General features: G+C 60.8%; 8 protein-coding genes and 1 tRNA gene. 8 read left to right on the top strand and 1 reads right to left on the bottom strand.

Annotated elements, in window-relative coordinates; translation table 11 throughout:
• Positions 1 to 274 precede the first annotated feature (274 nt).
• The 7 genes from truA (at position 275) to WD012_RS01450 (ending at position 9,187) form a co-directional block, all read left to right on the top strand.
• The gene (gene truA / locus WD012_RS01480) at positions 275 to 1,174 is read left to right on the top strand and encodes a tRNA pseudouridine(38-40) synthase TruA (protein WP_339562028.1); all 900 of its coding nucleotides are present in this window, start codon (positions 275 to 277) and stop codon (positions 1,172 to 1,174) included.
• Between the two features lie 102 nt (positions 1,175 to 1,276).
• A tRNA-Ser gene (locus tag WD012_RS01475) sits at positions 1,277 to 1,362 on the top strand.
• Between the two features lie 383 nt (positions 1,363 to 1,745).
• The gene (locus tag WD012_RS01470; protein ID WP_339562027.1) at positions 1,746 to 3,167 is read left to right on the top strand and encodes a tyrosine-type recombinase/integrase; all 1,422 of its coding nucleotides are present in this window, start codon (positions 1,746 to 1,748) and stop codon (positions 3,165 to 3,167) included.
• Positions 3,168 to 3,170: 3 nt separating this feature from the next.
• Positions 3,171 to 4,169 carry a hypothetical protein gene (locus tag WD012_RS01465; RefSeq protein WP_339562026.1) on the top strand — a complete coding sequence of 333 codons (999 nt, stop codon included), beginning with the start codon at positions 3,171 to 3,173 and terminating at the stop codon, positions 4,167 to 4,169.
• Between the two features lie 456 nt (positions 4,170 to 4,625).
• Positions 4,626 to 4,937 carry a helix-turn-helix domain-containing protein gene (locus tag WD012_RS01460; RefSeq protein WP_339562025.1) on the top strand — a complete coding sequence of 104 codons (312 nt, stop codon included), beginning with the start codon at positions 4,626 to 4,628 and terminating at the stop codon, positions 4,935 to 4,937.
• Between the two features lie 127 nt (positions 4,938 to 5,064).
• A complete protein-coding gene (locus WD012_RS01455; RefSeq protein WP_339562024.1) occupies positions 5,065 to 7,050 on the top strand; it encodes a hypothetical protein in 1,986 nt (661 codons plus the stop codon).
• A gap of 1,831 nt (positions 7,051 to 8,881) precedes the next feature.
• Positions 8,882 to 9,187 carry a hypothetical protein gene (locus WD012_RS01450; RefSeq protein ID WP_339562023.1) on the top strand — a complete coding sequence of 102 codons (306 nt, stop codon included), beginning with the start codon at positions 8,882 to 8,884 and terminating at the stop codon, positions 9,185 to 9,187.
• 1,302 nt (positions 9,188 to 10,489) lie between these two features.
• Here the strand turns inward: WD012_RS01450 and WD012_RS01445 are convergent.
• Positions 10,490 to 11,377 (bottom strand): hypothetical protein, encoded by an 888-nt coding sequence (locus tag WD012_RS01445; protein WP_339562022.1) that lies wholly within the window; start codon positions 11,375 to 11,377, stop codon positions 10,490 to 10,492.
• A 79-nt stretch (positions 11,378 to 11,456) separates the two neighbouring features.
• Between WD012_RS01445 and nusA the strand changes: the two genes are divergently transcribed.
• Positions 11,457 to 12,506: a transcription termination factor NusA gene (nusA, locus tag WD012_RS01440; RefSeq protein ID WP_339562021.1), complete on the top strand. Its 1,050-nt coding sequence runs from the start codon at positions 11,457 to 11,459 to the stop codon at positions 12,504 to 12,506.
• The last annotated feature ends 105 nt before the right edge of the window (positions 12,507 to 12,611 follow it).

Here is a 12,611-nt window from a genome sequence, read left to right as displayed (position 1 = left end):
CGCATGCCCGGATATACACGGCTCATCACTTCGACGCGTGGCAGGAGCAGTCTGCCACGTCTTGTGTACGTTACGTATGTCATGGCATACGGATATTCCGACACGCGCAGGGTGCTGAGGACATGTCTGGTCATTGTCCAGCCAGATACCTTGCCACGACAGCTACGCACTCCTGTCGGTTCCGGCGGCCACACCGCCGCTATCGCGATATACACCCTAGGGAACACCATTGGGAATGCGTTCCCCGGTAATCCGCGGTCGTATACTTGAGGCGATGAGACTGAGAATCGACCTCTCGTATGATGGCGGCGCCTTCCACGGCTGGGCGCGACAGCCCGGACTGCGAACCGTCCAAGGAACGCTGGAAGACACGTTGGCGATGATCCTGAGGCTTCCCCAGGAGCGCGCGCCGCGCGTGACGGTCGCGGGGCGCACCGATACCGGCGTCCATGCCCTCGGACAGGTGTGTCATCTTGATATTGCGCAGGAGATTCTTGATTCCTGCATCGGGCACATGAACGTCAGCGGCGTGGAAGCCTTGCATCGCCGTCTTATGCACGTGTTGCCCGACGATATCGCAATCCGGTCGGTCAGTGTTGCGCCGCAGGGTTTCGACGCGCGGTTTTCCGCCCTGGACCGTACGTATGTCTATCGCATCAGTGACGCCGGGCGGCCCATCGATCCGCGGATGCGCGGATTCGTTCTCGCGATACCTGAGCAGTTGGATTGTGAGTTGATGAACCAGGCCGCCCGGATGACTATCGGCCTGCACGATTTCGGGTCCTTCGCCACGCCGAATCCGGGCGGTACGACGATCCGTGAAGTCAAACATGCGCATTGGGACCGTATCGGTGCCGCCGCGTTGCTGCCGCTGGCAAGTCATGATGCCGGATGGCGGGTACCGTCCATCGAATCCGGATTGGTCTGTTTCGAGATCGTCGCCGACGCGTTCGCCCACAACATGGTGCGGTCGCTGGTGAATGCCTGCGTGCAGGTGGGGCGTGGGAGAAAGAGCCTCGACTGGTTCAGGCACAAGATGGATGAACCGGTTCGAGAAGGTTCCACCGGGCCGATTGCCGCATGCGGACTGACGCTCGAGCACGTCGAATACCCGCAGGACGACCGGCTCGCCGCGAGGGCCGAAGCCATCAGGGCCAAACGTACGCTGGATTGACCTCCGGACGCGCGATTGCGACACGCGGCATACCCTGGGATGAAAATGTCCTATAATAATGAGGTTGCTTGTTCTCTACGCGATGCGCAGAGGATGCGACTTGGATGAGTGTCCGAGCGGTCGAAGGAGCACGCCTCGAAAGCGTGTGAGGGCGAAACCCTCCGCGAGTTCGAATCTCGCCTCATCCGCAGTACCCCGTGGGTTCCACCCGCGGGGTTTCTTGTTATCAAGCCGAAAACCGGGCGGTTCCAACGGTTTCTCGGCGTGTCGCGCTACTGTTCCATGCGGGGTTATCGACGGTCTTGAGGGGTTATAATCGGTCCTTAACATGGTAAATAACATGGTAAGGAATCGGGCCGTTTTCATTTACCATGTTAGGAACGGAGCAGGCACCATGGCGAGAAGAAAAGAAAGGCCGGAGCGGCGTACTTTCGGGTGGATTACCCCGAGGCACCGGACCGACGGCACACTGTACTATGAAGCGTCATACCCGACACCGTCATGGGCGTTCAGCAGGTGGCCCGAACTGAACTTGCCGCCACGCCAATACATGCCGCACGGGGCGACCGACATGATGAGGGCACAAGGTTGGCTCGATGACGAATACAAGAAGCTGACCGAAGGCCCCGACGGCGGGTGGAAACCGGTGAAGCTCAGGAAATTGGAAGCCAAGAAACGCGACGCACGCGACGGCGTGACATTCGCGGCCTATGCACAGACATGGCTCGACACGCGACGCTTGCCGAACGGGGAGCCAATCAAGCAGTCAAGCAAGACCAAGCACCGGGAGAAGCTCAGGAACCACCTCATACCGTTCTTCGGGAACATACGCATGGTGGACATAACCCCGAAGGTAGTCCAGGAATGGTGGGACACCTACGACACGCAACACGACCCGCACGCGGCAGGCGCACGGAACGCGGCATACGAGACCTTGAAGGCCATCATGCACACCGCGGAAAACGAGACCTACCCCGGCATCGACGGAACACTCATCATCAAGTCACCATGCCGTATCAAGGCGGCAAGACCGGCGAAACGACACAAGACCGTGAACGCCTCGACACAACAGCTCATAGCGCTCGCCGACGCGATGGACGCATTGCGTCCCGGCATCGGGCTTACCGCGTGGATTATGGGCCGTCTCGGCTTGCGTATCGGCGAGACGCTCGCCTTGCAACGCGGGGACATTGACGTGGAACACGGGGTGTTGTATGTACGCCGGACCCTCACACAGGTGTACGACGACAAGACAGACAAGACCATTACCACGGTTGGTACGCCCAAGACCAAGGACAGTGCCGCCCCCGTACAATTCGGGGAGAACATGGCGAAACTGTTCGAGGCGCATTTACGCGACCACGTGGCATCCCAGCCGGAAGCATGGCTGTTCCCCACCAACCGTGGTACGACCATGACCGAGGCGAACTACCGTGACAGGTATTTCAACCCGGCGAAGAAGACCGTTCCCGGCCTCGAGGACTATTGGCCCCACGACGGGCGGCATACGGCAGGTACGTACACCATGGAGAACGGTGCAAGCCCGAACATGGTGAAACAGCAACTCAGACACAGCGACGTGAGGATGACGAACAAGTACCTCGACACGACAAGCGAACAGCACAGGCGCGCAATCATCACGAGAGTTGATGATGAACTCGCCGGGTACGCGGACCGCAAGCGGGGCGACGACACGACCGACACACAGGATGCACAGGATACGCCCGACACACCGCAGGCGGCACCCTCACCCACAAGCGTGTCGGCGAGCGCAGGCACGCCCGTACCGGCATCCGCTCCCGCGACCGGCACGGATACGGAACCGGGCGGCAGGCTCGGGATGGTGGTGGCTCAATTGCGTTCACTGTCCGAGGACGTACAGGTAAGTGTGTTGGTTGGCATGGATGATGACCGGCGTGGTCGCGTGTTGCCGTCGTTGTCTAAGGACGTGCAGGCGAGGGTCATGGGCGAGCTAATCAGGAAGGCGGTATGAGCGATGGTGCAGTTGAAGCATAAGCAGACCGAGACGTTACGCAAGTTCTTCTATCATGTCATCGGGGACTACCTCGATGACATGGATATTTGGTATTGGCAGACCGAGGCGATGCAGGCGTGCGGTGCCATCGTCACGCGCGATTTCAATGAGTACCAGCTGTATCGTACGGGTGTGCTATCGGCTACACGTGACATATTGGACGTACAGTGGAGGGACTTCAAGCACGGAGGGTGGAAGCGCCCCGAGGACGGGGCGATACGTGCGATAGCGGGCCGTGAGCAACGGCGGTTGGCTGTTCCCGGTGTGGTGTTCGAGCGAGACGACACCGGCGATATGCAACCGTTCAGGTTCCATATCTGTATGCCTGTCCATTTAAGGGACATTCTCAAGCATGACGGCGGCAGGGAATTGAGGAAGAGCGATGATTACCCCGGATTCCTCGAGGCCAAGAGGGATGCATATGCGCCGTACACATCCGACGACATGTATAACAAGGAATATGATTGGTGTAGCCGTGCGGTCGCCGAAGCGATGATTGGGCTGTTGCGTCAGGCTGATGACAGTAACGCGGAGCTTGCGGCGTGTGTGACGGGTTGGGCGCTGTATGCGTTCACCATGTGGCATGTGGGACGATACCGTTCCTTTCGTACCAAGCAGGCGAAGACACAATTCTCGGGGATGGAACTCGAACAGATGCTCGATGACATAGACGCGGCGGCAGACAGCATGTTCACTGTTCAAGCCGGCGATTTCACGGCGCTCAAGTCAGCGGGGCCGGATACGGTGTCGGCCGCGTTAAACAGGTTCACAGTCGCGTACAGTACGGGGGAGTTCCCGCTCGACTTGACGCGTGACAAGATACAGGTAGACAAGCGTGCGGTCGAACGGCTACCGGAGGAACTACGCGGTTGCCTCGAGAAGGGGGCGCGTTCCCCACATGAATGGCAACGGGCGTTCACCGCCGTGGGCGACAGGTGGATAGTCGGACGGATGGGGTGAAAGAGGGTTATTCTACTTCGTCACATGTCGTTATGCTCGCGGCGTAATCCCATGCCACCGGCGTGTCGTCCCCGTGCGGCCCGGTACACGCCGGTATGGGAACGGCGGGACAGGGGGGCAACAGGGGGGGCAAGAGGGGGGGCAAGAGGGGGGTCAAGAGGGTGAACGGCGGTGATTATACCACGGCGGTGAAGCATGGGAAGATTACCGTACTGACGTGTTCAATCGCGGTAGTGCCCGGACGATGAGGTTCGGCGGTGGTATATTGATTCCTGTCATGCGGGGTTGGCAACCCGCGGATGCCGAACAGCCGGCAGGCCGTCACCGGGAACGGTGGCGAGAAGAAACCCGGCAATTGCTCTTCGCGTAGCACGCCGTCACGTGAACAATCAGCACCTACTATCAGCGGGATTAGTGTACCTGTTGCAGGTTGCACCCCCGCAGAAAGGCACAATCATGTGCGTTTCAGTTATTGATAACGGAACCACCGCAACCACCGACACGATGGCCGTGAAGGATGCACAGGCGAGCGCCGACGATACTACCGTGACCGAGGGCAAGCGCCGCAACCGGCGGGCGGATACCACTCACCCTAGGAAGCTCATGGTGTCCACGCAAGAGGCGTGTGAGATGCTCGGCTTGAAGGACGGGGGGACCGTCCGCGACTATATCAGTCATGGGAAGCTCGAGGGCAAGAAGGCGGGCAATAAGTGGCTGATAACTGTCCGCTCGATTGAACGGTTCGCGTTCGGCGACTTCGATAAGTGAGGCCGACGGATATGACCAACATAATAAAGACCCCCACCAATGGTGGGGGCCGGGAAGGCTATACCCTCTATTCTACCGTGTGCCATGGATATGGTTACGGTAGCGTAACCACGTGGGGGGTGGTCGCATGAGCGGCATGTCACCGGCGATGAGCCATGTGGTGGGGATACTCGAAAACCATGACTTCGGTCCGGGCGGCAGTGTCACCTGTCAAAGTGTGTCGTGCAAGTGTGGTGAGGGTGAGGGCCATGACATCACCATCACCGACGACAGCGTGCAGGGGGGCGTCTACCTTGAATCACATGGTGCCGATTGCCTGTACAGGGGTGACAGCGAGGATGCGCGGCACAATCTCATCGACGCGTTAGGCCTCACGCCCGACGACCTGTGGAACGACGGCGCATGGAACGGTTGCGGCACGCCACACCATGACCTACCGCATAAGCCTGTGACGACACGGAAGGCCGGGGCGCTCGCCGATGGTGAGGCCGCCCCCGTGCGGGACGTATGGCAGGACACGCCGACGGCGGACACGACGGGCGGCAGTCAGTGGGATGGTGTCCTTGATGATGAGGCCACCATGCCTGTGGATGAACCGGCTGTACCCGATGACGGTGGCGTGATGGCGTATGCCGGTCCGCTCATCGAGGGCGACCCTTACGAGTGGTTCATCCGTGGTGCGGGCGAGGCATCCCGCGGCTACCTCGAGGCGATAGGCGGGGCGGCGTTCCGTTCCGGTGCAAGCCCGATGGCGACCATAGCCGCGTGCGTATGCCGGGCGTTGGTCGCGGCACCGCCGCGTATGGTCACGCCCGCGTATGTGGGAGGCCCTGAGAACTACGGGAGCCTGAACATGTTCATCGGTATCGTCGGCAAGCCGGGACAGGGCAAGGACACCGCCATGACATTGGCCGGAAGCCTAGTGCCTGATATCCGCAAACCGTTGGAGACCATACCCGCGTCGGGCGAGAGCCTCGCCACCATGTTCGCCGCCCAGCGGAAGGACACCGGCGACGACGGGCAGGACGGACACACGACGGACACGGGATGGTATTGCGCCAACCCCCGCGTGTTCCTTGTGGTACACGAGGTGTCGGAACTCACCGCGGTCATGGGCAAGGACGGTTCGACACTCACCCCCGTGCTGAACAAGCTGTACATGGGTCAGCCATTGGGCGCGTTCACCAAGGGCACGAGCAAACGTTACAGCGTCCCGACATACGGCTACCGGGCGTGCATGGCGATATGTATACAGCCGGGCAAGGCCGGGCCGTTACTCAAGGAAAACGACAGTGGCCTACCGCAACGTATCGGATTGTCTCTAGCCAACGACAAGTATTGCAGGCAACGCGACACGACCGGGCCGTTCGAGTACCCGCGTTTCGACCTCGGATATCTGCCCGACGACGACATGCAGGGCTTGCAACGCATGTACGGCGGGGAACGATGGCAGAACCTGAACAACCTGTGTGTCATCGAATACCCGCCGGAAGTAGGCAAGGCGACCAAGGACCACCGGCTCGACACGCTCGAGGCCGACACGTTCGCCACCACCCCGAACACCGGCATGGACGGGCACGACAACCTCGGCACCATCAAACTCGCCGCCGGGTTCGCCATCCTCAGATACGGTTACAAGTACGCGAAAGACCGGCGCTCGCCGCTCGAGAACGGGCACATGCGCGTGACGATGGACGATTGGCGGACGGCGGAACGGTTCGGCATGTACTCCCGGTGGGTATGGAACCAACTCATCGCCTACCAAGAGGAAGCGAGGATAGAGTATGCCGCGCAACGCGAAACGGACCGGCAGGCGGCTAGGGTACGAGCCAACGAGAACAAGGCCGAGGACCGCGCCGCGGCGAAGCAGAGAATCATCGGCATCTTCACCCACCCGCCGAAAGGATTGACACCCGACAAGGGCAAGGACAAGGCGACACGCCGCCGATACCGGGCCCACACCTACACCGGCAGAGAGATTCGAGCCAACGTGAAACGCGGACGTGACTACGTGCGGGACATACTCGAGGACATGAAGGCGGACGGGATGGTGAATGTCGCACAGGATACCGGCGCATGGACGACAAGCACCTACAGACTCAACCGCACGTGACGGCATGACCATTACCCGGTGAACGCACGACGACGGGCCGATGGAAGGGACAGGGGCACCACCCCGGATTATCCCCGCCACCGGCCCGTTGCCATACCCATATACATAGAAGGTGATGCAGATGGTGGTGACGGTATCCGGCGCGTGGGCGACAGGCATCTACAGGTTCAACCACACGTAACGGCACGGGGGCATGTGGACCATGTGGACCGCGAATGTGGACCGGCTGAACCGTTCTCCCGCTTGATGTGGACCATGTGGACCGGTCCACACGCCCATAAGAGGAACGGCAAGGGAAGTCCAGGAATCGGCGGACGCACGACGACGGGCCGATGGGAGCGGCGCTAGGGGTATCATCCCCGGTGTTTGCTTGCACCGGCCCGTTGCCATGCCATGACGCGAACAAGGGGGTGGATAGTATCCACGCGCATACCTTATATATATCGGGGTGGTTGTATGCCATGCGCCACGACACCATATATATAGGTATGGTGGTGGGCGCTCGCCGACACGGGTGCCACACGTGTCGTAATGCGGTGGTGGATGGTGTCACGTTTCGTTACCCCGTTGCCGCCATCGTCCGAGAGAATATGCGGGCGGGAGTGTCGGGGGTACCCGGATTATGGGTATCCTACATGCCGGGGCGAGCGGCTAAGTATCGCTTAGGCGGTCTCAGGCACCGGTGTGGTAGGCGGGGGATACCGTCGGGAATGGCGACGTATGGCATACTCTCTATGCCCAATGGTGGCCGTCTATGCTGTCTATGGTGTCTATGCCTTGCGGGAGTAGGCGTGTCGTGTCTACACGTGGTGTCTATGCCGTCTATATCGTCTATGCCATACGACGGTGTGGGATGTGCCGGTCAAACCACGATACTGTTGGGGTTACCCGCATACCATCCGGGCGGCAGGCAGAGTGGATACTCGGATACTCTCCCTAATTGGAAGGGTAAGGGAGCGGCGTTTCAGGCCTGTGGCATTGATGCCAAGGTACAGGGAACCGGGTGCCACGGCAGGCGGCACGAGGGGGCGTGAATGGGAAAGCTGAATCGTCGGAACCGTTGGCGTTTCAGGCGTGTCGGGGTGTTGTCACGCTATGCTCAAAATAGTCCACGATTACATTCACTGTCAGCACGGGAACCGCTTGCGGCCATTCGCGGAACTCGGGGGGGAGACTCCCCACCCCCGGTCACATCACCGGCCTGTTCCTGTCCGTATTCGTATCCATGTTCTTGTCCTTGTTCATGTTTGTCGTGTCTGTATACCGTGGCTATTGGTGACGGTATGCCCGGCCTGTATGGCAGGGGAGTGGACGGCACCGGGTATAGGGGTATCCGGATTGTGGAGGCCCTTGGGGTGCATGAGGGTACTCAGATTGTGCGTACCCTTGTGGCATCCATGCCGTTCGCTTGCCCTTGCCTACTATGCCCTTACTGTGACCTACTGTTACCTACTATGCCCACGCCCTTGCCTGTCCTTGCGTATCGTCGCGGCGGTCTTGCCTGTGGTGCCTGTCTTGTCTATGGGCCGGTCCACATGGTCCACATGGTCCACATCAATGTTTCCAAGGGTTCCCGCGGTCCACATCGGCGGTCCACATTGGTCCACATCGGCGAGCGCCACCGGCGGCGGGTGGTGAATGAATCTCCCTATCGGGGAGGGTACTCAGATTGTGAGTACCTTTATCACACGCGGCATGATACAGGCGGCAGGCGATGGTGTATGCGGCCCGTCCATATCTCACACCCGCGGATGACGGCGGCCCTGTACAGGTGTATGACGATTACATGAAACGCAGACGGGACGGGCAAGCCTAGGAAAGGAACACCACCATGTGCGGGGAATATGTCAGGGAGAACGACACGGTGGAACCGGGCACCACCGTTGTCGGGAGGATTACATGCGATGTGCTCGGGCTGTCTTGCGAGATATTCCGCGACGACCTCGACGGATACGTGTGCGGGTCTTACGCCGCGGAAGGCAGTGGGGAGATGACCGCCGCGTCCATCGACGCGATATCCGAACACGCCGGACAGTTCGCGGCGGCTTGCGACCATTGGATACGCCGGGCGCTCGCCGAAGCCGGTCCCGGCTACCGGTGGCATGAGATTACGCCGGGTGGCGCGATAGGACGCTGATAGGGCGCATAGGCACGGCGGACCACACGCGAATATACCCGGTAGGGGTATAATGGGTGGTACGGCACAGGGCGGGCGGTAGCCACAGGCAAGTGCCGGGGTGTCATGCCGACGCATTCGATAATGCCCGTTCCAGCTCGGGCATGGCACCGGACGTGCAACCCTATGGTGCATGTCAAGCGGACGGGGATGGGTGCATGGGAACCGCCGAAGGCATCCACCCCGCCCGTCCTTTTACCCACACACCACACGCCACACGCGGGCGCTCGCCGACACCCCGCGGATACGACTATCATGGGAGTACAGGCACGTGGCATACGGTGCCGGGGGAGCATGGTAAATGCCCTGTGGGCGCAGGATAAAATGCCCGTAACATGGTAAATAACATGGTAAGGCATTTTGGTTATGTCCCGAAACGCCAATGTTTCCAAGGGTTCCCGGCGTATAAGAGTTCGAATCTCGCCTCATCCGCAGTACCCCGTGGGTTCCACCCGCGGGGTTTCTTGTTATCAAGCCGAAAACCGCGCGGTTCCAACGGTTTCACGGCGTGTCGCCCCACTGTTCCATGGGGGGGTATCGATGGTCTTGAGGGGTTATAATGCTTTTCTAAAGCGGTATTTGGGGCGGTACGAAAATCGCCGAAAACAATCTACCGCTTAAGGGGCGGATTGTCGAAATGTCGGGGTACCGGGGGTGATAGGCCGGCACACGTTCCGGCGTCGGCGCCCCTGTAGCTCGCAAACCGTGTATCGCACCTTCTGCCGACGCTGGGTGTGCCGTGAGTGTCGGTAGACACGGACCTGCCCGTCTACCGACGTTGACGGGTTCCTCATCGTCGGTAGAAGCTGGTGGCGACGCTGGCGTGCCTCCTCTTGCCCGCGGGAGTCGGGGCCACGGTCCAGTCTGAGCGATCTGTGGATATGCGAATCTCAACTTCTTCGGTTTCCACACGGGATTCGAGAGATATTGGGAAGAAAGTCCGGGCATCTCGCGTCGATGCCTGTTTCTGGGGAGAAATTGAGATTTCCGCACGCTGTGGTCATGCCGGCAGGATTGCCGAAGGCCGGAATATCAACGATTCCAGCTTCTCGGGCCTTCGTCGTGCCATCGTGAAGACCTGAAAGGTCGTGGATGTTGCGTTGTCGGAGAGATATTCGCAGATTGTTCGAAACATCTCTCTCGTACTGGACTTTCGGCGAGATATTCAGATATTCAGTGGCTGATGGGCAGGATTCGTCCGACCGGTGCCCGGTTCGTCGGGCCGTGGAGTATCACGGTCACGGACTGTGCAAGACCGCGGCGTCACGGCTTGCTGGTGCTTGCGAACACCGCGTAATCTCCGCTTGGATACCCGTTGGCGAAGGCCTGGTAGCTGTGTCCGGCAATGAGGCGGATCAGTGTGAGCATCTGCTGGATACGTGTGGAGTCATCGCCGGTTGCCGGGGTCTGGGTCGCGGAGGCCAGCGCCTTGAGTTCTTCGAGCGCACAGTCCATTTCGATGATGGCGACGGTGGATGCCTGGAGGCCTGTCGCCTGGTCGGTGGCGGTCGCCGGATCGGCGAGCAGAGTGGACAGATCGTACTCTTTTTGCCTGGGGTCTGCGCTGTTGCCGGCCATGGACATGAGCTGTGAGCCGACGGCGTGGTGGTTGTCGCTCAGCGTGAGTGTGGCGCCGGCCACCCCTTTCGCGGCGAGCAACTGCATGGCCGATCCGGCACGGTCTTCGGCGAGGGCGAGTTTGCGTAGGGTGGTGTCATCCAGCGGCAGCGAGGTGACACCGTCGAGCCGCTGGCGGCGTAGGGCGCTGCCGTCGGCTGCGCTGGCGGTGTAGGTCATGGAGAGTGATGCGGCGGTATTCTGCGCGTTCCATTGGGCTTGCGCGCTGCGCAGGATGCCTTCGGAAAGGCGTTGCGGGCAGCTGGCGGCCACGGTCTGCCATGCCTGCGCTGAGAGGGAGAGCGAAAGATACCGTTCGAGCAGCGGGGTGCCCTGGGCGCGCTCGTCGCCTGCGGTCGCGGAGCGGTAGGCGCTTTCGCATTCGCTGACATGATGTTCGGATTCCGCCCGGCCTGCGATACGCGGTGATGTGCATGCGCCGAGCGTGGGGAGAACAATTGCTGCGATCACGCACGCGGCCAGGGTGCGGGCGGCGGTGCGCGCGTGGCGAAGGGGAGCGATGCGTGTCTGCATAATCCATTAAAATAGTACGTAACTGTGACCAATTGGGCAAAGCGCTCGGTACATAACTTCACATAGGAGGTCTTGCAGGATGGAACTGGACCTGGCAGGTATTCACCAGCTGGCAGCTGGTCAGGGAATTGACGCCGAGACGCTGGATGATGCACTTTCCGAGGCATTGCGACTGGCTTATCTCAAAACACCGCACGCGGCGAAGCATGCCCGCGTGGAGCTTGACGAGCGTGCTGGCACGTTCACGATCTGGGCTCAGGATGAGATTCCGGTCGAGCCGACCGAGGACAATCCGCATCCGGCGCCGCAACTGGGGGAGGAATACGACGACACCCCGCATGATTTCGGGCGTCTGGCCGCGGCGACGGCACGGCAGGTCATCAGCCAGCTGTTCCGCAAGGCGGAGGATGATCGTGTGCTCGGCGCCTTTGCCGGGCAGAAAGGCAAGCTGATCACCGGTGTGGTGCAGCAGGATGCCAAGGATCCCACCAATGTGCATGTCGCCGTCGGCGATGTCGAGGCACTGCTTCCCCGTCGTGAGCAGGTGCCGGGCGAGCGGTACCGCCATGGCGAGCGTCTGCGCGTGTATGTAGTCAATGTCTCCCGTGGCCTGCGCGGCCCGGAGATCATCGTGTCCCGCTCCCACCCGGAACTCGTTCGTCGTCTGTTCGAGCGTGAGGTGCCGGAACTCGTGTCCGGCGCGGTGTCCATCATGGCGATCGCCCGTGAGGCCGGAGCGCGTACGAAGATCGCGGTGAAGGCGAACACCGAAGGCGTCAACCCCAAGGGGGCGTTGATCGGTCCCGCAGGATCGCGTGTGCGCGCGGTGATGGAGAATCTCGGCAACGAGAAGATCGATATCGTCGACTGGTCCGCCGATCCGGCCAAGTTCGTCGCCGCTGCGCTTTCGCCGGCGGTCGCGACGGACGTGCAGGTCATCAGCGAGAAGAACAAGACCGCCATCGCGTTCATCCACGATGACCAGCTGTCGCTGGCCATCGGCAAGGAAGGGCAGAACGCCCGTCTCGCCGCGAAGCTGACCGGCTGGAAGATCGGCATCGAATCCGCCGAACAGCATAGGGCGAAGATGGCCGCGGAACGTGGGGCATCGTCCGCTGGAACCAGGTGACACGAGTCGCGCCGCAATCCAGCGTCTCAGGTATGCTGGGTTGCGGCAATCCGGGTCCGGGTGTGTCGCATCCGGGCTGTGACACGGAGACGAGGTAACAGATCA

Source organism: Bifidobacterium thermophilum, assembly GCF_037482445.1.
GTDB classification, from domain to species: domain Bacteria; phylum Actinomycetota; class Actinomycetes; order Actinomycetales; family Bifidobacteriaceae; genus Bifidobacterium; species Bifidobacterium thermophilum_B.
This window is presented reverse-complemented; position numbering and strand designations above follow the sequence as displayed.

Excerpts from the sequence above, each read along its gene's own strand:
- WD012_RS01465 (WP_339562026.1), top strand. The coding sequence starts at position 3,171 with ATGGTGCAGTTGAAGCATAAGCAGACCGAGACGTTACGCAAGTTCTTC.
- truA (WP_339562028.1), top strand. The coding sequence starts at position 275 with ATGAGACTGAGAATCGACCTCTCGTATGATGGCGGCGCCTTCCACGGC.
- WD012_RS01445 (WP_339562022.1), bottom strand. The coding sequence starts at position 11,377 with ATGCAGACACGCATCGCTCCCCTTCGCCACGCGCGCACCGCCGCCCGC.
- nusA (WP_339562021.1), top strand. The coding sequence starts at position 11,457 with ATGGAACTGGACCTGGCAGGTATTCACCAGCTGGCAGCTGGTCAGGGA.
- WD012_RS01470 (WP_339562027.1), top strand. The coding sequence starts at position 1,746 with ATGATGAGGGCACAAGGTTGGCTCGATGACGAATACAAGAAGCTGACC.
- WD012_RS01460 (WP_339562025.1), top strand. The coding sequence starts at position 4,626 with ATGTGCGTTTCAGTTATTGATAACGGAACCACCGCAACCACCGACACG.
- WD012_RS01450 (WP_339562023.1), top strand. The coding sequence starts at position 8,882 with ATGTGCGGGGAATATGTCAGGGAGAACGACACGGTGGAACCGGGCACC.
- WD012_RS01455 (WP_339562024.1), top strand. The coding sequence starts at position 5,065 with ATGAGCGGCATGTCACCGGCGATGAGCCATGTGGTGGGGATACTCGAA.